Source organism: Variovorax sp. RA8 (assembly GCF_901827175.1).
Lineage (GTDB): Bacteria > Pseudomonadota > Gammaproteobacteria > Burkholderiales > Burkholderiaceae_C > Variovorax.
Window position 1 is genome coordinate 4,064,622 of record NZ_LR594662.1, and the last position, 24,771, is coordinate 4,089,392.

The following is a 24,771-nucleotide window of genomic DNA, read 5'->3' on the forward strand; positions in this document are numbered from 1 at the left end:
GGTGCTAGCCCTCCGCCTCGTCGAGCCGCAGCAGGATCGGCCCGGCCGCAACCACCTCGTGGTCGCCCACGCGCACCGATTCGCCCCGCGGGACCCCGTCGATCGACAGGGCGAGCTCCTCGATGTAGTCCACGCCCGGCGTGCGCTCCAGCTCGGCGGCGATGTCCGACATGAACACGTCGCGGCCCAGGTCCCATCCGCGCCCGCCCGGGCCGCCGAAGAGCGGGTGCAGGAAGCGTTCGAGCGCAGCGCGCACCGCCTTCTCGACCGTGCCGGCCTGGCTCGGGTCGGCGGGCGCGATGCGCGCCGAGACGCCGACGGCAAGGTAGCTCGGCCCGGTGACATGGATCCGGTGCAGCGCCGCGATGTCCGCCGGCGCGCGCGCCTCGATGAACCTTCGCACCTGGTCGCGCAGGCCGAAGGAGGGATAGGGCCGCGGGTCCTTGCTGTAGGGCACGATCAGCACGGTGATCCAGCCGGGCAACATCTGGCCGGAGGGGCTGCGGCCGGGAATCGCGCGCACGACCTTCACCGCCGGCGAGGCTTCGACGGCGAGCGCCTCGTAGTCGCCCGGCGCCAGCGCGCGGCCGCGGTGGCGCACGGTGCGGGGGCCGCGCTCCAGCACGGCCGAGGCCGGCTCGCCGTCGGCGCCGCCCTCCGCGGCGCGGGGATTGAAGACCTCCTCGATGCCCGTCACCACGCCCAGCAGCTGCGTGATCCTGCGCGCCTCCACATTGCCCTTGGAGCCGCCGCCCACGCTCATCTCTCGCACCAGGATGGCCGCGCCGGCCGGCGGCACCCGGCCGTTCTCGCCATCGCCGAAGACCAGGCGCCCGACGGCGGCGTCGAGGGCATAGTGCCGCTCCGTGGGGCCGGAGAAGAACAGTTGCGCACGGCGCTCCCAGCGCACCCAGGCCTCGATCACCTGCTTCTGCCGGTTGCGCCGCAGCCGCAGCGGACCCAGCGTCACCTCGGCATCCTGGCTCTCGCGCGCGAGCCGCTGCTCCAGCTCGGCCAGCACCGCACCGTCGCCGCCCCAGAGCTCCATCGCCAGGATGCGCCACTCGACGTTGGCGCGGGCGCCGCCGAGCTCGCGCACTTCGATGCGCTCGCCCGCGAGGATGGGCGTCTGCGTCAGCGAGAAGACTTGGCCGGGCGTGCCGCTGCTGGTGCCCACTGGCAGGTCGCGCAGCGTGTGGCGCTCCGAGGCCCAGACGGCGTTGGCGTGCAGGCCGGTGCAGACCGGCTCGCCGGGCGGGCCGTCTTCCTTGAGGCGGGCCCGCATCCAATGGAGCGCGCGGCCGAAGCGGGCCAGCGCGGTGTCGTCGGGCTGCGCCAGCACGCCCACGATGCCGGGCCGGCGCAAGTAGCCGGTCTCGTCCTCCACCGGCGTACGGCGCCACTGCGCGCCCTCGCCCCAATACTCCCACACCAGCGCCGGCCCCGCGACGCTGCCGGGCGCTTCGACGATGTCGAAGAACAGGCCGAGCTGGTCCGCGGGCGGCTTCTTGTCGAAGCCCAGGTACAGCGCGGGCGTGAGGTCGGCGACGCGTTCGAAGGGCGGGAAGGTCGTGCCCGGCCACATCGCTTCCGACGTCCGGTCCTTGTAGGCGAAGTCGTTGTACGCGAACACGCGCTCGGCATGGAAGGGGCCGTACTGCCACGTGTAGCCGATGGCAAGGGCCGCGAGCACCGGTGGCTGCGCGGCCACGTAGGTGAAGGTGCTGTCGGGGCCGGCGGGCGGCGCCGCGTCGGTCTTGAAGGCGATGCTCTTCTTGAAGCCATAGGAGCCGCTCTGCAGGCGCACGCGCACCCAGCGCTCTTCCTTGTCGTTGACCTTGACCGGCTCCATGTCGATCGGCACGGTGAAGTCGATCACCTCGGTGCGGTTCAGGTCGAGCTGCGAGTCGACCAGGTTCGAGACCACCGCGAGCGGAGCCCACAGGCGGCCATTCCAGTATTCCCAGGCCACCTGGTGAGCCAGCGTGTCGGCACCGGAAACGGCCCCCTCGTCCTGCGGCGACAGCGTGCGCGCCAGGTAGAGGCGCACCTTCGCGAGCGGCTTGGTGAAGGCCTCGGCGTTGGTGAAGTAGAAGGTGGAGCCGGGCTGCGTCTGCTGGCCGAGCGGATAGAAGGGCTTGCTCGGGTCCAGGGCCGTGGCGTCGGCGAAGGCCTGGTCGGGTGCGAGGCCTTCGATCGACAGGCTGAGGTTCACCACCGGCCTGGCCGCCGAGGCCTGCTCCCGGGGGCGGAGTGTCTGGGCGGGGCCGGAGAACCGGATGTCGGCGAAAGTGACCTCGTAGTCGTAGGGGCGGCTGAAGTTGACGTTCGGGATTTCGTAGAGGCCGTCCTTGGCCGTGAGCGACGAGCTGTAGGCCGGACGGCTCGGGTCGGCGCGATCGGTGAGCTGCACCAGGGCTCGCTCGACCGGTTGGCCCGCATCGTTGGTGACCTTGCCGTGCAAGCGAGTCGTGGCCGCTTCCGGCACGGCAATGGCGGCGGCATGGAACACGGCGCCGCCCGCCTGTGCCGAAGCCTCGCCCGCCACGGGCTCGGCCACGGCGATCCTTCCGCGCAGCGCGGCGTTCACCGTGCTCGAAACGCGGATCGTGTCGACCTCCGGCAGCGTCTGGTCGGCATCGGGCGGCAGCGGCTCGGTGAGCCTGGCCCGCAGCCAGTAGCCCTCGACCTCGTTGACCTTCGTCCTGGCCGCCGATGCGCAGTCGGCCTCCAGCAGGTAGCTGCCGCTTTGCGTGAGCCCGTCGGTGCTGTCGAGGTCCTCGGCCTGCTGGACGCCGCATTCCTTGCTGCTGGCGACGAAGCCGCGCCAGGTTTCGCCATCCCAGTATTCCCAGACCAGGTCGAGGTGCGAGGCCGCGCCGTGCTGCAGCTCGAACTCGACCGCGAGCTGCACCTTGCCCGACAGCGCGAGCAGCACCGGGTGCGACAGCAGCAGATGGTGCGGCACCGGCTGGCGCAGCCGGGCTGCGAAGGGCTCGACGGGCGCGCCCGTGGCGAAGGCCGCGCTGTGGTCGATGTACTCGTCGCGGCCCGGCCAGAGGCTCACCAGCTGCACGATCCTGCCCGCGGTGACGCCGACCGCGCGCTCGGTCTCGAAGAGGATCTGCTCGCTGCTGCCCGCCGGCGGCGCTGCACCCACCGGCGTGCGGGGCGGCGCCGAGCCGCCGGTGGCCTGCTCGCCGAGCCGGAACACGACCGGCGCGCGCGCCGCCTGGGCGGCGATGAGGCTCAGGCCGGCGGTGTCGAGGAAGGCCAGCTTCAGCTTGTCGGGCACCTGCCCCAGCCGCTGGGCCAGGGCCTCCAGGTAGCGCGCCGCGATCGCCGCCAGGCCGCGGCCGGCCGTCTTGTCCGCGGCCAGCCACTCGGGCGTGTAGCCCGCGCGGCGCGCGAGGATGGCGGCGAGCAGCGCTTGCGCGTCCCGGCGGTCCAGCTCGATGGAGGGCTTCGTGTTCACCGCGCGGATCCTTCCTCGAGGTAGAAGGGATACACGAGGTTGTGGTGCGAGTTGGTCGCGCGCACGCGGTAGCTGACCTCGATCAGCACCTTGCCCTCGCCTCCCGCCGCAGCGCTGGCGCTGACCTTCTCGACGTCGATGCGCGGCTCCCAGTCCACCAGCGACTCGTTCACGCGCTGGCGCAGCGCTTCCATGGTGGCCGGGTTCAGCGGCTCGAACACGAAGGCCCTGAGACCCGCGCCGAAGTCCGGCCGCATGACGCGCTCGCCGCGGTCGGTGCCCATGATGATCAGGATCGCCTGCTCCACGTCCTGCTCGTAGGCCGCGGTGGCGGTGAGCCCGGCGTCGATGCCGACCGGGAAGGCCCAGCCCCGGCCGAGGAAGGGTGCGGAAGATCCGGTTGGGTTCATGCGCCTACCCTCCGATCTCGACCAGCGGCATGCCCATGACGATGGGCGCGCCGCAGCCGCTCATGTCGCCCACGCGGGCCGCGGGCCGCCCGCCGATGAGCACGGTCATGCTGCCCTTGACGAGGGGTGTGGGCGGATGCGGGCCCGCCACCGGCGGCATGGAGCAGGCGTGCATGTCGCCCACTACGGCGGCCGGCATGCCGCCGATCAGCACCGTTGCCACGCCGGGCCCGGTGACAACGCCCGGATGGGCCGTGGGGTCGCCGACTCTGGCTGCGGGGGGCATGGTCCGCTTCCTCCATCAGTTCAGCTTGATCGGCAGGCCCTGCACGCTGCACGGCCCCGACGACTGGATGTTGACCATCGCGCCCTTGATGTCCACCTGCACGCCTTCCAGCGAGATCTGCGTGGCCTTGAGCTCGATCTTCAGCGCCGACTGCACGCTGACCGTCTGCGAGGCGTTGTCCAGCGCGATGGACAGCGTGCCGGCGGTGTTCTCGATCTTGATCGAGAGCGGGTCGATGGTGATCTTCTGCTGCGTGCTGCTGGTGATGGTGATGGACTGCGTCAGGTCGTCGAAGACCACCTCGTGCCCCAGTCCGCCCGCCATGCCGGTCTTGATGACGCGCTTGACCAGGAAATCGCTGGGCAGCGTGAGCGGCGGCCGGTCGGCGGTGCTCCACAGGCCGCCCAGCACGAAGGCCGCACTCGCATCGTTCTGCGCGAAGGCCACCAGCACCTCGTCGTTGATCTGCGGAATCCACACGAAGCCGCGCCCCGACCCGCCTCCCATCGAAGGCATGCGCGCCCAGGGCTCCATGGCCGGGATCGACGGGATGCGCACCTGCACCCGCCCCTCGGAGATGGCGTCGAGGTTGTTGGTGACGATGCCCGGCGCGATGGCGAAGCCTTCGGTCACGGACTCCGGGCCCAGCTGCTCCAGTCGTTCGAACAATGCGTCGTTCATGGTGCCCGGTCCTCCCTAGACAGAAAACTGACCCTGCAGCCGCACCAGCCCGCCGGCGCCCCTGGGTGCGGGAATGGAACCGAACCACACTTCCTTGCGCGCCTGGAAGCTGGTCTTGTAGCCGCCGCCGTCGATGGTGTGGGTGGCCGAGGTGATGCGGTAGAGGCCGCCGAATTGGGCGCCCAGGCCTTCGAGGTTGACCACGCGGCTGGCCTTGATGCGCGGATCGCCGGCGGTGCTGCCAGATCCAGTGAGGCGGTTGTTCAGCTTGGGCAGCAGCTCGCTCAGGATCTTGCGCGGCGCGGTGGCGTAGCTGGCCGGCTTGATCGTCGTGACCTTGCCCGGCGCCAGCAGCTCGCCGAGCTCGCCGCCGGGCGTGATGGAGAGTTTGAACATCGCGCGGTCGTAGTCCCAGTTGAGCGCGATGACGAAGTCCATCTTGATGCTGTCGACCCAGACGCGCGCGGCCACGCCTTCGATCTCGCCGACCGTGGACAGCCGTGGCGTGAAGTCCATCAGCGAGGCGCCCCACTTGAGCGTGAGGCTGGGCGCGTAGTCCTGGATCAGGAACTGGAACTTGAGCACCCGGCCGCGCGGCTCGGCCGTGTGGTCGATGTACATCTGCCAGCCGTTGTCCTTCGCCACCTCGGTGAGGAACTGGAAGTCGTTCACGCCGCTCTGCTTGCGCACCGACATCTGGGCGAACTGCGGAAAGGCGAGGAAGGTGGCCAGGCCGATCAGCGTCGACAGGGTGCCGCCGACCGGATCGAGCTCGGGGATCAGGCCGTTGGTGCCGCTCACCAGCGCCGCCACGGCGGAATCGGGCAGCGGGAAGTTGCCGACCGATGGGATCTTGATGCGGAAGGAGCGGTCCTTGGTGCCGATCTGCAGGCGCTGCAGCAGGTCCTGAGCGGTCAGGCGGATCATCGGGATGCCGCTCGCGGGGAAGGAGGGCTCGACGCCGGTGATCTCGCCCACGAACACTTCCTCGAGCGGCCCGGGCGCATAGCCGATCGACAGGCGGAACGCGTTGTTGACCTGCAGCAGCGGATGGTCGAGCCATTGCAGCGAGGGATTGGCAATGCTCACCTCCACCCGGTCGGCGCCCTCGATCCCGTCGGTGTAGCTGATGCTGACGATGGAGGCGCGCAATGCAGCGGGGATGGCGTTGCCATCGATGCCGAGCGCAAATTCGGGAGCGAGGCGCATCAGACGGTCACCTCCCCACTGGCCAGATCGGTGAAGGGCAGCGCCGGCACGTGCAGGGCCTGGCCCGGCGCGATGCTGCGCGGATCGTCGATGCGGTTGGCGACTGCGATCGGGCGCCACAGCGCTGGATCCTCGTAAAAGCGGAAGGCGATGGCCGTGAGCGTGTCTCCGGGCTGGACCGTGTAGGCCTTGCTGAAGTCCGCCGTCTGGCGGTTGACTTCCTTGGCCTCGCGCTCGGGATCGATGAACTCGCTGAAGCTCACGGTCACGCGCGCCCGCGTGGGACGGCCGTCTTCCAGGAACTTGATGAACTTCTGGTTGGCGCGCGCCAGCACGCAGCGCAACTGCAGGGAGCCCCAGGCCACGCGCACCACGGGCGGGGCATGGAGCTGCGAATCGATCTTGAGCAGGTCGACCACCTTCTTCGTCTCGTCGCGCACGTCGGTGCGCGCATCGGTGGTGTCGAAGAACAGCTCCATCTCCAGCGTGCGCAGGTTGCCGTGCACGAACTGGAGGATGGGCGAGCTCAGCCCCGGGATCGCCTGCGAGGCGTAGTTGTTGTCCTTGTTGAGGCTGTATTCCTCGGGGTTGAACATCACCTCGAACTGCTGTCCGCTGTGCTCGATGGTGATGGTTGCCTTTGCCAGCGCCATGGCTCAGACCCTCCCCATTCGTTCGCGGTACGCGATCAACCGGCGGTCGATCTGCTGTATCACGAGGCCGGTGAGCGCCTCGACGCTGACGGCCGGGGCGGCCGCCGGCGCCCTGCCCTGCTCCCATGGCATGGGCGCCGTCTGCGCCGGCATCCATTCGCTGGCCGGCGCCGCCCCCGCCGGGGCCGGCATGCGTTGCGGGGCGGCCAGCGCCAGGGGCTTCGATGGCGGCACCAGCTCCTGCCGCAGGGCGCGGCGATGCACGCGCGTGACGATCTCTGCCGCCTGCGCGACCACCCGCGAAGCACCCGGCAGCTGCGCGGCCGGATCGAGCCTCGGCGCGGGAGCCCCATTTCGAGAGCCTGCGGCCTCGCGCCCGCGATGGCCCTGCGCGAAGACGGGCGGCGGAAAGCGCAGCGCGGGATAGGCGGGACGCTCGCGTTCGACGGCTGCCACCGGTGGCGGGGCAGTAGCGTCGCCCTGCCGATGCAGCGATGCGCGCGGCGCGTGTACGAGGAGCTCCCGCGTCTGCCGCATCAGCGTCGCCGCCGGCATGCTGACCGGCCGCACCACGCCGAGGTGCGCATGCACCTGCAGGATCGCCCGCCACGAGGTGACGAGCACCTGCGACACCAGGCCGCCGCCGCGCTGCAGCAGCACCATCGCGCCACGCGCATGCCAGGCGTCGCGACGGCCGTGCTGCCGCCGCAACTGCCGTGCCCATCCTTGCCATCTGTTCACGCCGCCTCCTGATCGAAGTTCTGCTGACGCTACGGATTCGCTTCGCTGTTCGCCCGCTCGTTGATCGCCGAGATCTCTTCGACCCAGCGCTGCCGCTGCGCATGCTCGAGCGTCAGCACCTCCTGCGGCGACCAGTGGAAGTGATAGGCGATGAAGGCTACCTCCCTGTACAGCGCGGGCAGGGGGTAGCCTACGATCCCCCCGGGCTGTTCATCTCCAGCGCGAACTCGTGGGCGCACTTCGGGCACTCGGCCTCGATGGTCGCCCGGCCGCTGCGGTTGATGCGGTTGTAGAACTCCTGCAGGTAGGCGAGGTCGGCCGCATACAGCCCCTCGACCACCTTCGGCGTGACCTGCGCCACCGAGCCCAGGCGCGCGATCACGCGCGACAGCAGGATCACCGTGAGGTAGGCCTCGTTGCTCTGCACGCGCGGGTCCTTCAGCGGCAGGATCTCGTCGGCCGCCGTGGCCAGCCGCATCACGCCCTCGCGGTGAAGATCGCCCTCGGCATCCACGTAGCCGAGGGGCAGCGTGAACTCGTATTCGGTCTGGAACATGGCGCTCTCCCTGCCGCTATGCGCGTTCGACGCGCTCGCAGCTGACGGTCAGGCTGTCGAGCGAGACGTCGTTGCCCTTGGCGTTGAAGTCGGGCCCGTCGTACTTGCTGGGCCAGGCACTGAAGAAGTTCCAGCGCACCTTCTCCTGCCCCGCATCGTCCTGCAGGATGATCGAGCCGTTGCGCCGGTCGATGGTGCCGTTGATGGCGGCCAGGTGCCAGTCGTAGAGCTCGCGCGAATCCGTCACGCCCCACTTGAGCGTGATGTCGGGGTAGGAGATCTTTCCGGGCAGCTTGCGCACCGTCGCGGCCTCGCCGCCTTCGCGGTACTCGACCACCTCGATGTTCGAGCCGAAGCCGCTGCATTCGGAGAAGCCGGCCTGCACGATGCCATCGATCTCGACGAGAAATCGAAAGTTTCTGTAGGGGTCCTTTCTGGCCATGACCGTCTCTCCTATTCACCGGTGGTTTGCTGGATGCGGAAGATCACGAACTCGGCAGGCTTGGTGACCGCCACGCCGATCTCGGTGATGACCTGGCCGAGCTCGCGAAGGCTCGGCGGGTTGGTCTCCGCGTCGCACTTCACGTAGAAGGCCTGCTTGGGCGTCTCTCCGAACAGGGCGCCGTCGCGCCACTGGTTGTAGAGAAAGTCGCTCACCGAGCGGATGATTCGCTGCCACAGCGCCGGGTTGTTGGGCTCGAAGACGACGAACTGCGTGCCCTCGTCGATCGACTCCTTGAGAAAATTCATGAAGCGCCGGACGTTGAGGTAGGTGTACTCGCCGTTGCGCTTGCCGCCGAGCGTGCGCGCGCCGTACACCATGGGTGCGCCGCCGAAGGGCCGTATGACGTTGATGCCGTCGGGGTTCAACGCCTTCTGCTTGTCTTTGTCGATGGGGCGCTCCAGGTCGACGATGCCCAGCACCGCCTCGTTGGCCGGCGCCTTGTGCACGCCGCGTGCGGCATCGACGCGCGCCCAGATGCCGGCGACGTGTCCGCTCGGCGGCTGGTCGATGAGCTCGGGCTCCGCCCCGCCCGGCACGTACAGGGGGTTGAAGACCTTCAGCCATGGAAAGTAGATGGCCCCGTAGCTGAACTGGTCGGGGGTGGCCGGCCCGCCTACGGGCATCGGGCCGCCGTAGATGTCGGCCGGCGTGCTGTCCGAGGCCGGCAACTTGACGCCGTCGAGCAGCGCCACACGGTCCTGCATGTTGAAGCAGTGCGTCATGATCTGGACCTTGCGGGCGACCGGCTCGACGCCGGGCGCGGCGACGATCGCGATCTCGTCGAAGGGTTTCAGCTTGTCGAGCGACGGATCCAGATTCGCCATGTCGCCCGCGGCGACGGGCAGCACATAGCAGGCGGTGCCGCCGTTGTTGAAGAAGCCGAACACTGCCAGCGCCAGCGTGCGATTGGCGGTGGTGTAGATGGGCGTGGTGTCCGTCGGCGCGGCGCCCTTGATGAAGTTGGCGAACTCGGTCCAGTTGGTGAACTTCTTCGGCTTGCCGACGTCCGCAGGGTCGAGCCGGTCGGCCACGCCGATGAAGGCCGCCGTGCTGGTGCCGACGCCTGCGATCGGCCTGGCCAATGGTGGGACTTCTTCGACGTACACCCCAGGCGCTTCATAGTTAGGCATCGCTAGTTTCTCCTCGACTCAAGTCAGTTGAACGTCGTAGCCGCCCAGCGCGGGTGCCGGGACGACGATGGCCCGGTCCTGCGTCACTGCACCCGCCGTGACGCGCAGCGTGAAGTTGCCGCCCGGTATGGCCGACAACGAGAACCTGCCTTCGGCATCGGTGAGCGTGCTGCGGCCGCGCTCGACGATGCGCACGCTCGCGTTGGCGACCGGCGTCGTGGCCGCATCCCGCACCGTGCCGCCGATGCGGAAGAAAGGCGCGTCGAGATCGGCGCCGTCCGGCATGCTCTTCAGCTCGATGCCGCTGGTGATGACGCTCGGGTACTGCGCGGTGTCGAAGACCTTCAGCGACACGGTGATCGACACGAGGAGCGATGCCTTGATGCGGTTGCCGATCGCGGCCCAGAACTCCGCGGGGTTGCGCACGCCGTCGGGCTGCACCACCATCATCGGCAGCGGCGGCTTCTGGAGCTGCAGCTGCGGCGTGAGGAAGGCAGGCGGAATGAGGGGCGTGCCGGCGATCAGCTGCAGGACCTGGGCCAGCAGCTGGTGCTCCTGCTTGGGCAGGTCGGCGCCGCCCACAGGCCACGCGGTCACGAGATAGAGGCAACTGGCACGGTAGGCAGGCGGCTCGACGAGGGAATGCCCTCCGACCCGGCGCGTGACGCTTTCGCTGGACCGAAGCTCGAGGTTCTCGCGAACCTCGAACAGAAAGACATTCACCGTCGTCTGATCGATCGCGTAGGGATCGGTGGGCCGGTCGAAGCGGATCGCGGCGTCGCGCAAGGGCGGCGGAAGCCCGGGCTGCTTGAGGAAAGCCTCGAGGCTCTCGGTGACCTCATGAATCATCACGCCCCTCCACAGTCAGTGCTTCGACCTGCTGCAGGTAGGGGCCCAGCTCCGCGCCCGCCACGCGGCGTCCCGATTTCTCGATCTCGCGCCGCGCCGCCCACAGCAGGTGCTCGGTGCGAAGCTCGCCGCCGTCCGCGGCCGCCAGGAAGGCCGCAGCCACCGCGATGTTCTTCACCGCGCCGCCGGGCAGCTTGAACTGCGTGGCCATGAACTCGAGGTCGAGGTCCCTGCTGCGCGGTACCTGCGGCGGCCAGATGGACTGCCACAGGCGGCGCCGGCTCTCCTCGTCGGGAAAGGGAAACTCGACGATGAAGCTGAGCCGCCGCGTGAAGGCGGCGTCGAGGTTCTGGCGCAGGTTGGTCGCCAGCACGCTCAAGCCCTCGTGCTCCTCCATCTTCTGCAGCAGATAGGCGACTTCGATGTTGGCGTAGCGGTCGTGGGCGTCCTGCACCGTGGTCCGCTTGCCGAAGAGGGCATCGCACTCGTCGAAGAACAAGATCGCGTTACCCGCCCTTGCCGCGGAGAAGAGCCTGTCGAGGCTCTTTTCCGTTTCGCCGATGTACTTGCTCACGACCTGCGACAGGTCGATCTTGAAGAGCTCCAGCCCGAGATCGTTCGCGATCACCTCGACCGCCATCGTCTTGCCTGTCCCCGGCGGCCCTGTGAAAAGCGCGCTCAGGCCCTTGCCGAGCGAGAGCTTGCGGTCGAAGCCCCAGTCGCCGTAGACCACGTGCCGCAGGCGCGCCTGCCGGCACACCTCCTTCAGCTGTCCGATCTGGTCGGCGGGAAGCACCAGGTCGCGCCAGCCGTAGCAGGGCTTGATCTTCTGCGCAAGGGTGCCGGGATCGCGTGCGATCTGCAGCCGTGCGGCCTGCGCCAGCATGGAGAGGTCGGCACGCGTGCCGGCCAGTGCCGCCTGCCGGGCCGCATCGCCGGCGGCAGCGCGGATCTGCGCATTGCCGAGCCCATAGCGCGAGGCCAGCTCGTCGATGCCGCGGTCGTCCAGTTCGATGTGGCGCTCGCGCAGCTCGGTGCCCCATTGGGTCCGGCGTTGCGCGAAGGTCGGCGTGGCGATCGCGATCGTCGCCAGGGTCGTGAAATGCGCGCCGCAAGGGCGCTCCCCTGCCGCCACGATGACCTGGGCCGTGTCCTCCAGGCCGGCTTGCAATGCCCTCGCTTCGCCGCTCTTCTCTGGCGCGAGCAGTGCATCGAAGTCGGAGAGATAGAGGACGGCATCGAGCATCCGGGCCTCGCGCAGCAGCGGGTCGAGCGCGGCATCGAAGTCGCTGCCGAGCGCTGTCATCCTGCCGAGGTCCACGGCGAGCAGCGGCCTGCGAAGCCTGGCGGCAAGCCTGGCCGCCGCGCCGTCCTTCGCCGCGCCGGCCGGCCCTTCGAGATAGAAGTGCAACCTTTCGCGGGCATCCAGCGCACGGGCCAGGGCACGGTCGAACGGATCGGTGTCCGAAGCTCGGGGTTCGGTGGGCATCGCCTCCAGCCGCGCGAACGACGCCAGCCGCGCATCGAGGCCGGGCTGTCCCAGCAGGAAGCGCACCACGGACTCCTCGAGCTTCAGATGGTGCGCCAGCAATGGCGGGACCGGGCCACCGCCGTCAGGCACCAGCTGCAGCAGCTTGTGGCGCACGAGCGGTGCGTCGCCGGCCAGCCGCCGGCGGCCGACGATCTTTGCCTCGCGCGATGCGCACAGGAGATTCAGGGCCAGGTCCACGGTGGGTCGCCGGCGCGTCACATCATCCTGCAGGTAAGCGAAGAGCCGCTCGTATCGGAGATCGACCTCCGGCGCGAGCGCGATAAGCAAGAAGTCCAGGTCGATCGCGTCGAGGCCGAAGGCATCCCGCAGCCACGGAAAGCGCGAGCCCGCCGGCATCGACGTGCCATCGGGTTCGCCGCCTGCGAGGGAGGGCTCGCCGGGGCTGCGCCGAATGAGGCGCTGCACGTCGTCCGCCGTGATGTAGAGACCGCGATAGGGTTCCGCCTGCCCGGCCGGGGCGGAGGAGGCTGCGTCGGCCGCGGTGGTGGCCCGCTCCAGCATGCGATCGAGCCGGCCGAGCGCGACCCACAAGCCTTCCAACTGAAAGTCGGGGACGGCGGTCAATGCAAGCTCCTGGATGACGATGTGCGGGCTCGGGCTGGGCGCACGGCTCGATAGACCGTCAGGCCATCGGCGCAGCTCCAGGCTTCGATGCGGCCGCTCGCGAGCAGGCTCTCCAGGGCTGCGGCCACATCGCGGCGCGCGTCGTCGCGGCGCTGGCGCACCAACCACCAATCGCAGATGCCTTCGAGCGAATCGCAGGCATCGGGATGGGCGGTGATATAGCGCAGGATGGTCTGCGCCACTTCCTCGATCGACGATGAACAGGATGCCACGGCCAGCATGCTCCAGTTGAAGGTAGCCGCTAGATGCGCAAAGCGTGCCAGCCAAGCGCAGCGCGCAAGTGCTTGATTTGCCAGTGTTTTGGCGGGCGCCCTCGCCGAGCGGCGAGTGCAAGGCGACACAGGCCTCGCGGCGGATTTCGATGAGCCGCTGCCCGGTTCGCCCTTGCGCGGCCGCGCGATCGAGGGCCCCGTGTCGGCAACGACACGGCGTTGCGGAAACTACACGGCCTCCAATACCCCATTTGGATGATGTTCACGCTCAGCGCGCGTTCCTAGAATCGCCGGTCGATCGACTGGCTCGATCGAAAGGAGCACCAGCATGGACGAAGGCTGTTCTCTCGAACATGCACAGGCCAGGGCCGGCATCGTGGGCGCGTCCCATAGCTTCAAGACGGCCATCTCGCTGATGATGCGCTACACGTCGTGCAATGCGCCGGTGCTCATCGTCGGAGAAAGCGGAACCGGCAAGGAACTCGTCGCCCGCGCCACGCACTACCTGGGCTCGCGTCGTGACAAGCCTTTCATCCCGGTCAATTGCGGCGCACTGCCTGACGCGCTCATCGAAAGCGAGCTGTACGGTCATGCGCGCGGCGCTTTCACCGATGCCAGTCGCGCACGGCGCGGTCTTGTCCGTCAAGCCGACGGAGGGACGCTCTTCCTCGACGAGGTCGAAGCACTCACGCCGCGCGGGCAGGTTACGCTGCTGCGCTTTCTCCAGGACGCTTCATTCAGGCCAGTCGGCGAGGACCAGGTGCAGCACGCCAACGTTCGCGTCATCGCCGCGTCCAACACCGACCTGCGCGAGCTGGTGCAGCGCGGTGACTTCCGTGCCGATCTCTTCTTTCGACTCGATGTCCTTCGCGTCGAACTGCCGCCGCTGCGTGCGCGCCCAGACGACCTCGACTTGCTGGTGCCCCACCTTCTGAAGAAGGCAGCACGCACGACCGGAGGTCCTCCCAGGTCAATGAGCAGGGCAGGGTTCGAGCTTCTGCGTGCGTTCGCGTGGCCGGGCAACGTGCGTGAACTCGAGCACACCCTGCTGAGGGCCTACCTCAGCAGCAGCGGCCTATGCATCGAGGCCGATGCGCTGCTAGCGAGCGCGCCCGCGCTGGCACATGGCGACGCCGCAGCGGCGGGCACGGTCGTTGCCTCGTGCTCGTCCCTGCGCGAAGCGAAGCGCTCGGCGCTCAGGGTCATCGAGCGCCGCTTCGTGGAAGAAGCGCTGGCCATGACCAACGGAAACATCAGCGAGGCGGCGCGGCTGTGCGACATGCAGCGCGCCTCTCTGAGCAAGCTCGCGAAGAAGTACGCGATTCGATGGCCGGTGTGCTCGAATGCCGAGACGACATCCCGCGAGGCAAATCCATGACAGGCCTGACTGGGACTGCATCGACGCGCGGCGTTGCGAGTGCGTCGAAATGCGGTCAGCTCCGACCTCCGTAGGGGCTCCGTTCCAATCCCAGAGAGCAGTGACGCCATTGAGGCTCCCCTGGCGATCACCGTATGGGGCTGGCGTCTGGGTGGACGGCGCGCGCTGCATGTAGCCCAGGGAACGGGCGCGGATGTCCGCTTTCAGCAAGCCTCTATTCAGCCGGAGAGGGGCGCCAAGCCCCGCAATGGGGTAAATTGCCCTTTCCCATGAGCAGCAAGCACATCGTCCCCGTCTCCCAGATCGGCCGCGCGAGCCGCGGCGCGGCGCTGCCGGAGCACGCGGTGGCGGCGACCGGCGTGCTGCTCGACCGGCTCTCGCGTCCGCTTACCGACCTGCGCGTCAGCGTCACCGACCGCTGCAACTTCCGCTGCAGCTACTGCATGCCCAAGGAAGTCTTCGACAAGGACTACCAGTACCTGCCGCACAGCGCGCTCCTGAGCTTCGAGGAAATCACCCGGCTGGCGCGCATCTTCGCCACGCACGGCGTGCGCAAGATCCGGCTCACCGGTGGCGAGCCGCTGCTGCGCAAGAACCTCGAACTGCTCGTCGAACAACTGGCGGCGATCCGCACGCCCGAAGGCAAGCCCCTGGACCTCACGCTGACCACCAACGGCTCCCTGCTCGCCCGCAAGGCCGCGGCGCTCAAGGCCGCCGGGCTGCAGCGCGTCACCGTCAGCCTCGACGGGCTCGACGACACCGTGTTCCGCCGCATGAACGATGTCGACTTCCCGGTGGCCGAGGTGCTCGCCGGCATCGATGCGGCGCACGCCGCCGGCCTCGGTCCGATCAAGGTCAACATGGTCGTCAAGCGCGGCACCAACGAGCAGGAGATCCTGCCGATGGCGCGGCGCTTCCGCGGCACCGGCGTCGTGCTGCGCTTCATCGAATACATGGACGTCGGCGCCACCAACGGCTGGCGCATGGACGAGGTCCTGCCCTCGGCCGAGGTGCTGCAACGCATCGCCGAAGAGTTCCCCCTGGTGCCGCTCGACGCCACCGCCCCCGGCGAGACCGCCCAGCGCTGGGCCTACCGCGACGGCGGCGGCGAGATCGGCGTGATCAGCAGCGTGACCCAGGCCTTCTGCCACGACTGCACCCGCGCGCGCCTGTCGACCGAGGGCAAGCTCTACCTCTGCCTGTTCGCGACCAGCGGACACGATTTGCGGCCGCTGCTGCGCGGCGATGCCGACGATGCGCGGATCGCCTCTGCCATCGGCCACATCTGGCAGGGCCGGGCCGACCGCTACTCCGAGTTGCGCGCGCTGCGCGGCCCCGACACGGAGGCGGCCAGCGGTGCGCGCCGTGTCGAGATGAGCTACATCGGCGGATGAGCACCGCACGATGAGCGCTCCCGCCACCATCGCTGCCGGCGAGATCACCGGCCTCATCCTCGCCGGCGGCCGCGGCTCGCGCATGGGCGGGGTCGACAAGGGCCTGCAGAACTTCGACGGCACGCCGCTCGCGCTGCACGCGCTGATGCGGCTTCAGTCGCAGGTCGGCGAGCTGATGATCAACGCCAACCGCAACATCGCGGCCTACGAATCCTTCGGCGTGCCTGTCTGGCCCGACGGCCTCGCGGACTATGCCGGGCCGCTGGCGGGCTTCCTGACCGGGCTGGAGCGCTGCGAGACGCCCTACCTGCTCACGGTGCCCTGCGACACCCCGCTGTTCCCCCTCGACCTGGCCGCGCGCCTCGGCGAGGCGCTGCTCGCGCACGACGCCGAGATCGCCATGGTCAACGCCCCCGAGGCCGCGGCCGAAGCGGACGGCGCCTCGGCCCTGCGGCCGCAGCCCGTGTTCTGCCTGCTGCGCGCCACCCTGCTCGAAAGCCTGGTGCGCTTCACGCAGGAGGGCGGCCGCAAGATCGACCGCTGGACCGCCCAGCACCGCACGGCGCTGGTCCCTTTCGACCGTCCGGGCGATGCGCCCGACGCCTTCTTCAACGCCAACACGCTGGCCGAGCTGCACGCGCTCGAAAGCCAGCGACGCTGAACTGCTTACTCTCATGAGCCGCACGGCCGCTCCGAAGGCGAATAGCACCGCAGCCCGCAGGGCGGGGGTTTTTCAATGAGCCGCATTGCCGAGATCGCCGCCGAACTGGCCGGCTACGACCCCAAGGCCCTCGGCGTTGACGCGGTGCAGGGCTTCCTGGCCCGGCTCGCGCAATCGGCGGTCGTCACGCAGACCGAGCACATCGCGCTGCGCGACGCGCTCGGCCGTGTGCTGGCCGAGGACATCATCTCGCCCGTGAGCGTGCCGCCGCACGACAACTCGGCCATGGACGGCTTCGCCTTTGACGGCGCCCTGCTGCCGGCCGACGCCGCCAGCGACGCCTCGGTGAGCCTGCGCGTGGTGGGCACCGCGCTCGCCGGCACGGCCTGGCGCGGCACGCTGACGCCGGGCGACGCCGTCAAGATCATGACCGGCGCCGTGATGCCGGTCGGCCTCGACACCGTGGTCCCGCAGGAGTTCTGCTTCGTCGAGGGCGAACAGGTGCGCTTTCCCGCCAAGGCCCTGCGGCGCGGCGACAACCGCCGCCTGGCCGGCGAGGACCTGCAGCAGGGCCAGCCCGCCCTGTTGCGCGGGGAACGCCTGTCGCCCGCCGCGCTGGGCATGGTGGCCAGCCTCGGCTTGGCCGGGGTGCCGGTGCTGCGCCGGCTTCGCGTGGCCTACTTCTCCACCGGCGACGAGATCCTGAGCCTGGGCGAGCTGCCGCGCGAAGGCGCGGTCTACGACAGCAACCGCTACACCGTGTTCGGCCTGCTCACGCGCCTCGGCTGCGAGGTGATCGACCTGGGCCTGGTGCGCGACGACCCCGCCGCGCTGGCCGACACGCTGCGCCGCGCCGCGACCGAGGCCGACGCGATCATCACCAGCGGCGGCGTCAGTGTCGGCGAGGCCGACCACACGCGTGCCGTGATGCAGCAGCAGGGCGACATGGCCTTCTGGCGGGTGGCGATGCGCCCGGGCCGGCCGATGGCGGTGGGCCTCATTCCGAGGCAGCGCGAGGCCGGCGGCACGGCCGTGCTGTTCGGCCTGCCCGGCAACCCGGTCGCGGTGATGGTCACCTTCCTCGCCTTCGTGCGGCCGGCCCTGCTGCGCATGATGGGCTGCCACGAACGGGGCTGCGCGCCGCCGCCGCTGCTGCGGGCGAAGAGCGTGGCCGCAATCCGCAAGAAGCCCGGCCGCACCGAATACCAGCGCGGCCGCGTCGAGCCGCAGCCGGGCTCGCTCCCCGAGGTGCGCATCGCCGGCAACCAGGGCTCGGGCGTGCTCAGCTCGATGGTCGAGGCCAATGGCCTGGTCGTGCTCCACCACGCGCAGGGCAGCGTCGAGCCCGGCGACCAGGTCGACGTGATGATGTTCGAGGGTGTGATCTAGGATTGCGACCCGGAGGGCCGCGCAGGAGACGCGCATGCTCGCAGCCAGAATCGAGTTGATGCAGCAGATGCCGATCTTCGGCGCCATCGACGCCGCGACCATCGAGTTCCTGCTCGAGCCCGCGCCGGTGGTCCAGGTCGCTGCCGGCGACTACTTCTGCCGCGAGGGCGACCTGCCCGACGGCATGTACGTGCTCGAGCGCGGCCGCGTGACCGTGTCGAAGAGCTGGGAAGACCAGCGCCTGCTGCTGCGCCGGCTCGGGCCGGGCGACTGCTTCGGAGAGATGGCGCTCCTGGACCTGTTCCCGCGCAGTGCTTCGATACGCGCCGACGAGGACTGCAGCGCCATCCGGATCACGCCCGACAACCTGCTGCGCCTGTTCGAGCACGATGCCGCGCAGTTCGCGCTGATCCAGATGAACATCGGCCGCGAGATCAGCCGCCGCCTGCGCTACACCGACGAGCTGTTGTTTCGCGCCCGCATGGGCGAAGTGCTGGAGGCGCCGGAACGCCTCGTCACGCGACCGGCCGGACTGTAGAAGCTAGAGCCGCCCGAGCGCCCGCTCCACGCCCTTGTTGGCCAGCATGTCGGCACGTTCGTTGCCCACATCGCCCGAATGCCCCTTGACCCAGCGCCATTCGATCTGGTGCCCGCCTTCGGACACCAGCTTGTCCAGCTCCTTCCACAGCTCCACGTTCTTCACCGGCTGCCTGGTCGAGGTCAGCCAGCCCTTGGCCTTCCAGCCGCGGATCCATTCGGTGATGCCCATGCGCACGTACTGGCTGTCCAGGTAAAGGATCACCTTGCAGGGCCGCTTGAGCGCGCCCAGGCCCTCGATCACCGCCTTGAGCTCCATGCGATTGTTGGTGGTGTTGAGCTCGCCGCCGAAGAGCTCCTTCTCGGTGGCCCCGGACTTGAGCCAGGCTCCCCAGCCTCCGGGGCCCGGGTTACCCTTGCAGGCCCCGTCGGTGTAGATCTGCACTTCGGTCAAGAACCGCTTCCTTGTCGTTGTCGTGATCGGTGATGGGGGTGGTGATGGCCCCGGTGTACCTTGCCGGCGATGGGCACCGGCGCGCTCGCGCGCTGCGCCGCCCGGCGCCAGTCGGCGGACAGCAGCCGCATGCCGCGCACCCGCTTGACGGCGACCAGGAAGTACACGGCGCCGAAGATCGGCCACCAGCGCTCGCCAAGAGTGTCGAACCATCGGCAGCGCTCGAGCCAGGCCTCGCTGCGCACCGCCGGCCGGTAGATGCCGAAGTCCCCCGATTCGACCTCGAAGCTCAGGAGGCGCAGCCAGTCGCGCATGCGCCTGTAGCCGATGAAGTCGCCCGAGTCGGGCAGGAACAGCTCGCCGAAGCCCAGCCGCCGGTACAGGTGCGCACGCCACTGGCGCATGCCCCACAGGCTGGCCGGGTTGAGCCCGCAGATCACCACGCGGCCCTCCGGCACCAGCACGCGCTCGACCTCGCGCAAGGTGCCGTGCGGGTCGTGGCTGAGCTCCAGCGCATGCGGCAGCACCACCAGGTCGAGGCTGTTGGCCGAGAACGGCAGCGCCGTGAAGTCGGTGAACAGCGCCGCGCTATTTGTGGCGACCGCAGGGTCGTCCAGGGCCAGCCAGCGATGCGGCATGCGGTTGGTGCGCAGGCCGTCGACCTCGGCCACGCCGAGCTGCAGCGCGTGGTAGCCGAAGACGTCCGCCACCGCCTGGTCGAAGCGCGACTGCTCCCACGCCAGCAGGTAGCGGCCTGGAGGGGTCTGGAACCACTCGTGCAAACCTATAATTTGACCGCTCATGAAGCTCGTTCCACTGCCCGCCTTCGCCGACAACTACATCTGGATGCTGCAGGATGGGCACAACGCGATCGTGGTCGACCCGGGAGATGCCGCGCCGGTCTTCGATGCGCTCGCTCGCGGCCATCTGCAGTTGGCCGCGATTCTAGTCACGCACCATCATGCCGATCACACCGGCGGTGTCGCGGCCTTGCGCAACGCCACCGGCGCGCCGGTCTTCGGCCCTGCGCGCGAAGCGATTCCCGAGCCCCTGACGCGCCTCGCCCAGGGCGACCATGCCGAGGTCCTGGGCCTTCGCTTCGAGGTGATCGAGGTGCCGGGCCACACGGCCGGCCACATCGCGTACTTCCTGCCGGCCGATGCGGCGAGCACCGCGGCCGGCGCACCGGCCCCGCTCGTCTTCTGCGGCGATACGCTGTTCTCCGGCGGCTGCGGCCGGCTCTTCGAGGGCACGCCCGCGCAGATGCTGGCCTCGCTCGACGCGCTGGCTGCGCTGCCCGGCGAAACCCGCGTGTGCTGCGCCCATGAATACACACTTGCTAACCTTCGCTTCGCACACGCCGTGGAACCCGGCAACGCCGTGCTGACTCAGTACACGGCGCAGTGCGAGGCATTGCGTGCGCGCGGCGAGCCGACGCTGCCCTCGCAGCTTGCCACCGAACGCCAGATCAACCCCTTTCTTCGCAGCCGCGAAGCCGCTGTCCTGCAAGCAGTCCGCGCGCATGCCAGCCTCTCCCCGCACACCGGCGAGGCCGAGGTCTTCGCCGCACTGCGCCAATGGAAAAACGACTTTCGATGAAATTCATCCTTGCTGCCTGCCTTGCCGGCTCGCTGCTGCTCGCGGGCTGCGCGAGCACCACCGGCACGGGTTCCTCTGCCTCGCCCCCCCTCGACACCGCATCCACCGCATCCACCGCGTCGGGACCCGCCGCGGCTCCGGTCTATCCCGGCGGGGCGCTGACTCCCATCACCTCCGGCACCACCCGGTCGCGCTCCGTCGTCACGCTCGCCCCGCCGGCCGACATGTGGGACCGCATCCGCCGCGGCTTCAAGATGCCCGACCTCGACAACGAGCTGGTGCGCGACCGCGAACAGTGGTATGCGAGCCGGCCCGACTACATGCAGCGCATGACCGAGCGCTCGAGCCGCTACATCTTTCATATCGTCGAGGAGCTCGAGCGCCGCGACATGCCCACCGAACTGGCGCTGCTACCCTACATCGAGAGCGCGTTCAACCCGCAGGCGGTCTCCAGCGCCAAGGCCGCCGGCATGTGGCAGTTCATGCCCGCCACGGGCACCGACTTCGACCTCAAGCAGAACGTCTTCCGCGATGACCGCCGCGACGTCATCGCCTCCACGCGCGCGGCGCTCGACTACCTGCAGAAGCTCTACGGCATGTTCGGCGACTGGCACCTCGCGCTGGCCGCGTACAACTGGGGCGAAGGCAGCGTGGGCCGCGCCATCGCCAAGAACCAGCGCGCCGGCCTGCCCACGGGCTACACCGACCTCAACATGCCGGCCGAGACCCGGTACTACGTGCCCAAGTTGCAGGCGGTGAAGAACATCGTCGCCAATCCGGAGCGCTTCAACGCCGACCTGCCGGTCATCGCCAATCACCCCTACTTCCAGACGGTCACGCTCAAGCGCGACCTCGACGTCGCCCTCGCCGCCAAGCTGGCCGACGTGAAGATCGAGGACTTCCGCGCTCTCAATCCCTCCGCCCACAAGCCGGTGCTGCTGGCCGCGGGAACGCCCGAGATCCTGCTGCCCTGGGACAACGCCGCCGTGTTTCAGCGCAATTTCGAGGCCTACGCCCAAGGCCAATACGCGAGCTGGACCGCGTGGACCGTTCCCTCCACGATGACTGTCGCCGACGCCGCCCAGCGCTCGGGCATGAGCGAGGCCGACCTGCGCGCCATCAACAACGTGCCGCCGCGCATGCTGATCAAGGCCGGCTCGACGCTGATCGTGCCGCGCGGCGCACGCGTGCAGGAGGACGTGCAGGCCACCGTCGCCGACACCGGCCACCTGAGCTTCCAGCCCGAGATCGTGACCCGCCGCACCGTGGTCAAGGCGGGGCGCCGCGACAGCGTGGCGAGCATCGCCCGCCGCTACAGGCTCAGCCCTGCCAGCGTCGCCGAATGGAACGACGTCAAGACCAGCCATGTCTTCCAGCGCGGCGGAACGGTGGTGGTCTACCTGCCGGTGCGGGCCGCGAGCGCCGCGCGCGTCGGCCGGGGCGTCGCGGCGCGCAGCCGGCATGACAGCACGGTGGTGGTGACCAGCAAGCGCGGCGGCGGGGTCGTCAAGACCAGCGCCGCCAAGACGCCGGCAGCCCGATCGGGCTCGTCGAGCAAGATCGTGCGCGAGAAGCGCGGCGGCACGCCATCCAAGAAGAAGCGCTAGCCCGGGACGGCGCAGGCACGGCGCTGCAGGAGACCCTCAAAGCTTCTCGGTCTCCCCGCTCCTCGGCTGCCATTTCATGAGCCGCCGCTCGATGAGGCCCACCAGGCCATCGAGCAACAGCGCAAAGGCGGTGAGCACCGCGATGCCGGCGAACACCGTGTTGACGTCGAAGGTGCCTTCGGCCTGCAGGATCAGGTAGCCCACGCCGCGCGCCGAGCCCAGGTATTCGCCCACCACGGCGCCGACGAAGGCCAGCCCCACCGAGGTGTGCAGGCTGGAGAACACCCAGCTGGTCGCGCTCGGCAGGTACACCGTGCGCAGCAGCTGCCGCCGGCTGGCGCCGAGCATGCGCGCATTGGCCAGCACCACCGGGCTCACTTCGCGCACGCCCTGGTAGACGTTGAAGAACACGATGAAGAACACCAGCGTGACCGCCAGCGCCACCTTGCTCCAGATGCCCAGGCCGAACCACAGCGCGAAGATGGGCGCCAGGATCACCCGCGGCATCGAGTTCGCGGCCTTGATGTAGGGGTCGAGGATCAGGCTGGCGGTGGGCGCCAGCGCAAGCCACAGCCCGCAGGCCAGCCCCAGAAGGGTGCCGATGCCGAAGGCCAGCACGGTCTCGAGCAGCGTCACGCCGAGGTGCAGGTAGATGTCGGCGCGGCCGGAAAGGCCGTCGGGAAAGAGCGCGTTCGGCGCGATGGCGATCGGCAGGAACCAGCTCCAGATCCGGCCCGCCACCTTGACCGGCTCGCCGAGGAAGAAGGCCACCTGCGTGTCGCGCGACACCAGATGCCACAGCACCAGCAGCACGACCAGCAGCGCGAGCTGCCAGCCGCGCGCGTTGCCTTCGTTCGGCCGCAGCCTCATCAGGCGGCCTTCTTCAATTGCTGCGCATAGCCCTTGAGCACCTCGTCACGCAGCACGCTCCAGATCTGCATGTGCAGCTCGACGAAGCGCGGGTGCGTGCGCACCTCGGCCACGTCGCGCGGGCGCGCGAGGTCGATGACGAATTCACCGATCGGATGCGTGGCGGGGCCGGCCGAGAGCACCACCACGCGGTCGCTCATCGCGATGGCCTCGTCGAGGTCGTGCGTGATGAAGAGCACCGCTTTTCTCTTGGCAGCCCACAGGTCGAGCACCTCGTTCTCCATCAGCTGCCGCGTCTGCACGTCGAGCGCGCTGAAGGGCTCGTCCATGAGGATGATGTCCGGATCCAGCGCCAGCACCTGGGCCAGCGCGGTGCGCTTGCGCATGCCGCCCGAGAGCTCGTGCGGATAGCGGTCGCCGAAGCCCGCCAGCCCCACGCGCGCCAGCCACTGCTCGGCCAGCGCCCTCGCCTGCGCATCGGGCATGCCGCGGTACTGCAGGCCGAGTATCACGTTGCCCAGCGCACTCCGCCACGGCATCAGCGCCTCGGTCTGGAACATGTAGCCCGCGCGCGTGTTGATGCCCGAAAGCGGCTGGCCGAAGACCTTCACCGTGCCCGAGGACGGCGCGAGCAGGCCGGCGCCGACGTTGAGCAGCGTCGACTTGCCGCAGCCCGTGGGTCCGACCACCGAGACGAACTCGCCCGCGCGCACGCGCAGCGAGGTGCCAGCCACCGCGGTATAGCGCTGGCCGCGCTCGTCCTTCGAGCGAAAGGTGCAGCTGATGTCGAGCAGTTCGAGCGCGTGTTCGGAGTCAGCGGACATGGGCAGAAAAAAAGACCCGGCCGGAGCCGGGTCGCGAAAGCGGCAACTCAGGCTTTGAATCGGTCCTTCGCGCGTCGCGCGAAGTCGTTGGTGTAGGTCTTGGCCAGGTCGATCTTGTCGGCCTTCACGGCCGGGTCGAAGCTGGCGATGGCGGCCAGCGCGGTCTTCGGCCCCTCCGCCGGCACGATGCCGTCGGTCGCGATCGCCTCGCGCACCTTGTCGAAGGAGGCCAGGTAGAGCGCGCGGTCGCCGAGCAGGTAGGTCTCGGGCACAGTCTTGATGATGTCGCCCGGTCCCGCGGTCTGCAGCCACTTGAGGCCGTGCACGATCGCGTTGGCCAGCGCCTGGCAGGTGTTGGGATGCTTCTGGATGAACTCGGCCGGCGCGTACAGGCAGGCCGCCGGCATCGGGCCGCCGAACACCTCCTGCGTGCCCTTCAGGGTGCGCGTGTCGCTGATGATCTTCACGTCGCCCTTCTGTTCGAGCATGGTCATCACCGGGTCGGTGTTGCTGATGGCGTCGATCTGGCCCGAGCGCAATGCCGTCAGCGCGCCGGCCGCCACGCCCACGCCGATGAAGCTCACGTCGCTGGCCTTGAGCCCGCCGCGCGAGAGCACCAGGTTGGCCACCATGTTGGTGGACGAGCCCGGCGCCGACACGCCGATCTTCCTGCCCTTGAGATCGGCAATGCCCTTGTAGCCCGCCATGTTCTTGGTCGACACGCCGATCGCGATCTGCGGCGCGCGGCCCTGCAGCACGAAAGCCTGGAAGACCTGGTTCTTGGCCTGCAGGTTGATGGTGTGTTCGTAGGCGCCCGAGCACACGTCGGCCGAACCGCCCACCACCGCCTGCAGCGCGCGCGCGCCGCCGGCGAAGTCGGAAATCTCGACGTCGAGGCCCTCGGCCTTGAAGTAGCCCAACTGCTCGGAGATGGTGAGCGGCAGGTAATAGAAGGCCGCCTTGCCGCCGACGGCAATGGAGATCTTCGGCTTTTCGAGCTTGGCCTGCGCGCGCACCCACAGCGGCACGGCAATGGATGCGGCACCCAAGGTTGCGGCGATGGTGAAGCTTCGGCGGTGGAGCATGCGGTGTGGCCCTCGGGCTCTCTGGGTTCGTTGTGCGAATCGAGCTTAGGGGCGCGTGCCATCTACCTGCATCGGGAACATCCCGTGCGG

The 24,771-nt window shown here is 69.1% G+C and carries 26 protein-coding genes; 7 read left to right on the forward strand and 19 right to left on the reverse strand.

The features are described 5' to 3' along the window. Nucleotides 1-4: 4 nt before the first annotated feature. From E5P3_RS19025 to E5P3_RS19090, 14 genes are read right to left on the reverse strand one after another with little or no spacing between them, the layout of a single operon-like run. Nucleotides 5-3,475: a putative baseplate assembly protein gene (locus E5P3_RS19025; protein WP_197893975.1), complete on the reverse strand. Its 3,471-nt coding sequence runs from the start codon at nt 3,473-3,475 to the stop codon at nt 5-7. Beyond that, nucleotides 3,472-3,885: a GPW/gp25 family protein gene (locus E5P3_RS19030; protein ID WP_162587397.1), complete on the reverse strand. Its 414-nt coding sequence runs from the start codon at nt 3,883-3,885 to the stop codon at nt 3,472-3,474. The genes E5P3_RS19025 and E5P3_RS19030 overlap by 4 nt, the downstream gene beginning before the upstream one ends. Nucleotides 3,886-3,889: 4 nt before the next feature. Continuing rightward, nucleotides 3,890-4,171 (reverse strand): PAAR domain-containing protein, encoded by a 282-nt coding sequence (locus E5P3_RS19035; RefSeq protein WP_162587398.1) that lies wholly within the window; start codon nt 4,169-4,171, stop codon nt 3,890-3,892. A gap of 15 nt (nt 4,172-4,186) precedes the next feature. Further along, entirely contained in the window at nt 4,187-4,852 is a 666-nt protein-coding gene (locus E5P3_RS19040; protein ID WP_162587399.1) for a phage baseplate assembly protein V, read from the reverse strand. Between the two features lie 15 nt (nt 4,853-4,867). Then, the gene (locus tag E5P3_RS19045; RefSeq protein WP_162587400.1) at nt 4,868-6,061 is read right to left on the reverse strand and encodes a phage late control D family protein; all 1,194 of its coding nucleotides are present in this window, start codon (nt 6,059-6,061) and stop codon (nt 4,868-4,870) included. After that, nucleotides 6,061-6,714, reverse strand: a complete 654-nt coding sequence (locus E5P3_RS19050; RefSeq protein ID WP_162587401.1) for a CIS tube protein — start codon at nt 6,712-6,714, stop codon at nt 6,061-6,063. The genes E5P3_RS19045 and E5P3_RS19050 overlap by 1 nt, the downstream gene beginning before the upstream one ends. A 3-nt stretch (nt 6,715-6,717) precedes the next feature. Then, the gene (locus E5P3_RS19055; protein ID WP_162587402.1) at nt 6,718-7,455 is read right to left on the reverse strand and encodes a hypothetical protein; all 738 of its coding nucleotides are present in this window, start codon (nt 7,453-7,455) and stop codon (nt 6,718-6,720) included. Nucleotides 7,456-7,484: 29 nt separating this feature from the next. Further along, on the reverse strand, nt 7,485-7,703 hold the full coding sequence (locus E5P3_RS36330; protein ID WP_332107385.1) for a DUF6760 family protein: 219 nt from the start codon (nt 7,701-7,703) through the stop codon (nt 7,485-7,487). Beyond that, nucleotides 7,646-8,011: a phage tail assembly protein gene (locus E5P3_RS19065; RefSeq protein WP_162587403.1), complete on the reverse strand. Its 366-nt coding sequence runs from the start codon at nt 8,009-8,011 to the stop codon at nt 7,646-7,648. The genes E5P3_RS36330 and E5P3_RS19065 overlap by 58 nt, the downstream gene beginning before the upstream one ends. A gap of 16 nt (nt 8,012-8,027) precedes the next feature. Beyond that, nucleotides 8,028-8,453: a phage tail protein gene (locus E5P3_RS19070; protein WP_162587404.1), complete on the reverse strand. Its 426-nt coding sequence runs from the start codon at nt 8,451-8,453 to the stop codon at nt 8,028-8,030. Nucleotides 8,454-8,464: 11 nt separating this feature from the next. Continuing rightward, on the reverse strand, nt 8,465-9,646 hold the full coding sequence (locus E5P3_RS19075; protein ID WP_162587405.1) for a phage tail sheath family protein: 1,182 nt from the start codon (nt 9,644-9,646) through the stop codon (nt 8,465-8,467). Nucleotides 9,647-9,664: 18 nt separating this feature from the next. Beyond that, nucleotides 9,665-10,495 (reverse strand): Pvc16 family protein, encoded by an 831-nt coding sequence (locus tag E5P3_RS19080; RefSeq protein ID WP_162587406.1) that lies wholly within the window; start codon nt 10,493-10,495, stop codon nt 9,665-9,667. Further along, nucleotides 10,485-12,611 (reverse strand): ATP-binding protein, encoded by a 2,127-nt coding sequence (locus E5P3_RS19085; protein WP_197893976.1) that lies wholly within the window; start codon nt 12,609-12,611, stop codon nt 10,485-10,487. Before E5P3_RS19085 ends, E5P3_RS19080 begins: the two co-directional genes overlap by 11 nt. After that, complete coding sequence (locus tag E5P3_RS19090) at nt 12,608-12,883, reverse strand: hypothetical protein (RefSeq protein WP_162587407.1); 276 nt, start codon at nt 12,881-12,883, stop codon at nt 12,608-12,610. The genes E5P3_RS19085 and E5P3_RS19090 overlap by 4 nt, the downstream gene beginning before the upstream one ends. Nucleotides 12,884-13,211: 328 nt before the next feature. On the opposite strand from E5P3_RS19090, the gene E5P3_RS19095 reads away from it, so the two are divergent. The 5 genes from E5P3_RS19095 to E5P3_RS19115 all read left to right on the forward strand — a co-directional run bounded on the left by E5P3_RS19095 (nt 13,212) and on the right by E5P3_RS19115 (nt 18,243). Continuing rightward, a complete protein-coding gene (locus tag E5P3_RS19095; protein WP_162587408.1) occupies nt 13,212-14,261 on the forward strand; it encodes a sigma 54-interacting transcriptional regulator in 1,050 nt (349 codons plus the stop codon). A 269-nt stretch (nt 14,262-14,530) separates the two neighbouring features. Then, complete coding sequence (gene moaA / locus E5P3_RS19100) at nt 14,531-15,655, forward strand: GTP 3',8-cyclase MoaA (protein ID WP_162587409.1); 1,125 nt, start codon at nt 14,531-14,533, stop codon at nt 15,653-15,655. Between the two features lie 10 nt (nt 15,656-15,665). Then, on the forward strand, nt 15,666-16,316 hold the full coding sequence (gene mobA / locus E5P3_RS19105; RefSeq protein WP_162587410.1) for a molybdenum cofactor guanylyltransferase MobA: 651 nt from the start codon (nt 15,666-15,668) through the stop codon (nt 16,314-16,316). A gap of 75 nt (nt 16,317-16,391) precedes the next feature. Then, nucleotides 16,392-17,705 (forward strand): molybdopterin molybdotransferase MoeA, encoded by a 1,314-nt coding sequence (gene moeA, locus E5P3_RS19110; protein ID WP_162587411.1) that lies wholly within the window; start codon nt 16,392-16,394, stop codon nt 17,703-17,705. A 34-nt stretch (nt 17,706-17,739) separates the two neighbouring features. Further along, nucleotides 17,740-18,243 carry a Crp/Fnr family transcriptional regulator gene (locus E5P3_RS19115; protein WP_162587412.1) on the forward strand — a complete coding sequence of 168 codons (504 nt, stop codon included), beginning with the start codon at nt 17,740-17,742 and terminating at the stop codon, nt 18,241-18,243. Nucleotides 18,244-18,246: 3 nt separating this feature from the next. Here the strand turns inward: E5P3_RS19115 and rnhA are convergent, their stop codons facing one another. Beyond that, a complete protein-coding gene (rnhA, locus tag E5P3_RS19120) occupies nt 18,247-18,696 on the reverse strand; it encodes a ribonuclease HI (RefSeq protein ID WP_162587413.1) in 450 nt (149 codons plus the stop codon). Further along, a complete protein-coding gene (locus E5P3_RS19125; protein WP_162589754.1) occupies nt 18,693-19,478 on the reverse strand; it encodes a class I SAM-dependent methyltransferase in 786 nt (261 codons plus the stop codon). The genes rnhA and E5P3_RS19125 overlap by 4 nt, the downstream gene beginning before the upstream one ends. A gap of 19 nt (nt 19,479-19,497) precedes the next feature. Between E5P3_RS19125 and gloB the strand changes: the two genes are divergently transcribed. Together gloB and E5P3_RS19135 are read left to right on the forward strand one after the other, a co-directional pair. Further along, a complete protein-coding gene (gene gloB, locus E5P3_RS19130) occupies nt 19,498-20,295 on the forward strand; it encodes a hydroxyacylglutathione hydrolase (RefSeq protein WP_162587414.1) in 798 nt (265 codons plus the stop codon). Further along, complete coding sequence (locus E5P3_RS19135) at nt 20,292-21,902, forward strand: transglycosylase SLT domain-containing protein (RefSeq protein ID WP_162587415.1); 1,611 nt, start codon at nt 20,292-20,294, stop codon at nt 21,900-21,902. Before gloB ends, E5P3_RS19135 begins: the two co-directional genes overlap by 4 nt. A 36-nt stretch (nt 21,903-21,938) precedes the next feature. Here E5P3_RS19135 and E5P3_RS19140 read toward each other — a convergent pair whose 3' ends face one another. The 3 genes from E5P3_RS19140 to E5P3_RS19150 are packed head-to-tail and all read right to left on the reverse strand — an operon-like array spanning nt 21,939 to nt 24,681. Continuing rightward, the gene (locus tag E5P3_RS19140; RefSeq protein ID WP_162587416.1) at nt 21,939-22,772 is read right to left on the reverse strand and encodes an ABC transporter permease; all 834 of its coding nucleotides are present in this window, start codon (nt 22,770-22,772) and stop codon (nt 21,939-21,941) included. Then, on the reverse strand, nt 22,772-23,596 hold the full coding sequence (locus tag E5P3_RS19145) for an ABC transporter ATP-binding protein (protein ID WP_162587417.1): 825 nt from the start codon (nt 23,594-23,596) through the stop codon (nt 22,772-22,774). The genes E5P3_RS19140 and E5P3_RS19145 overlap by 1 nt, the downstream gene beginning before the upstream one ends. A 47-nt stretch (nt 23,597-23,643) precedes the next feature. Next, nucleotides 23,644-24,681 (reverse strand): ABC transporter substrate-binding protein, encoded by a 1,038-nt coding sequence (locus E5P3_RS19150; protein ID WP_162587418.1) that lies wholly within the window; start codon nt 24,679-24,681, stop codon nt 23,644-23,646. Between the last annotated feature and the right edge of the window lie 90 nt (nt 24,682-24,771).

What these genes read in the sequence shown, in the direction of transcription:
- E5P3_RS19035 (WP_162587398.1), bottom strand. Translation starts at nt 4,171, where the DNA reads ATGCCCCCCGCAGCCAGAGTCGGCGACCCCACGGCCCATCCGGGCGTT.
- E5P3_RS19150 (WP_162587418.1), bottom strand. Translation starts at nt 24,681, where the DNA reads ATGCTCCACCGCCGAAGCTTCACCATCGCCGCAACCTTGGGTGCCGCA.
- E5P3_RS19095 (WP_162587408.1), top strand. Translation starts at nt 13,212, where the DNA reads ATGGACGAAGGCTGTTCTCTCGAACATGCACAGGCCAGGGCCGGCATC.
- E5P3_RS19030 (WP_162587397.1), bottom strand. Translation starts at nt 3,885, where the DNA reads ATGAACCCAACCGGATCTTCCGCACCCTTCCTCGGCCGGGGCTGGGCC.
- E5P3_RS19050 (WP_162587401.1), bottom strand. Translation starts at nt 6,714, where the DNA reads ATGGCGCTGGCAAAGGCAACCATCACCATCGAGCACAGCGGACAGCAG.
- gloB (WP_162587414.1), top strand. Translation starts at nt 19,498, where the DNA reads ATGAAGCTCGTTCCACTGCCCGCCTTCGCCGACAACTACATCTGGATG.
- E5P3_RS19075 (WP_162587405.1), bottom strand. Translation starts at nt 9,646, where the DNA reads ATGCCTAACTATGAAGCGCCTGGGGTGTACGTCGAAGAAGTCCCACCA.
- E5P3_RS19040 (WP_162587399.1), bottom strand. Translation starts at nt 4,852, where the DNA reads ATGAACGACGCATTGTTCGAACGACTGGAGCAGCTGGGCCCGGAGTCC.
- E5P3_RS19065 (WP_162587403.1), bottom strand. Translation starts at nt 8,011, where the DNA reads ATGTTCCAGACCGAATACGAGTTCACGCTGCCCCTCGGCTACGTGGAT.
- moaA (WP_162587409.1), top strand. Translation starts at nt 14,531, where the DNA reads ATGAGCAGCAAGCACATCGTCCCCGTCTCCCAGATCGGCCGCGCGAGC.
- E5P3_RS19135 (WP_162587415.1), top strand. Translation starts at nt 20,292, where the DNA reads ATGAAATTCATCCTTGCTGCCTGCCTTGCCGGCTCGCTGCTGCTCGCG.
- E5P3_RS19115 (WP_162587412.1), top strand. Translation starts at nt 17,740, where the DNA reads ATGCTCGCAGCCAGAATCGAGTTGATGCAGCAGATGCCGATCTTCGGC.
- E5P3_RS19080 (WP_162587406.1), bottom strand. Translation starts at nt 10,495, where the DNA reads ATGATTCATGAGGTCACCGAGAGCCTCGAGGCTTTCCTCAAGCAGCCC.
- mobA (WP_162587410.1), top strand. Translation starts at nt 15,666, where the DNA reads ATGAGCGCTCCCGCCACCATCGCTGCCGGCGAGATCACCGGCCTCATC.
- E5P3_RS19070 (WP_162587404.1), bottom strand. Translation starts at nt 8,453, where the DNA reads ATGGCCAGAAAGGACCCCTACAGAAACTTTCGATTTCTCGTCGAGATC.
- moeA (WP_162587411.1), top strand. Translation starts at nt 16,392, where the DNA reads ATGAGCCGCATTGCCGAGATCGCCGCCGAACTGGCCGGCTACGACCCC.
- E5P3_RS19140 (WP_162587416.1), bottom strand. Translation starts at nt 22,772, where the DNA reads ATGAGGCTGCGGCCGAACGAAGGCAACGCGCGCGGCTGGCAGCTCGCG.
- E5P3_RS19145 (WP_162587417.1), bottom strand. Translation starts at nt 23,596, where the DNA reads ATGTCCGCTGACTCCGAACACGCGCTCGAACTGCTCGACATCAGCTGC.
- E5P3_RS19045 (WP_162587400.1), bottom strand. Translation starts at nt 6,061, where the DNA reads ATGCGCCTCGCTCCCGAATTTGCGCTCGGCATCGATGGCAACGCCATC.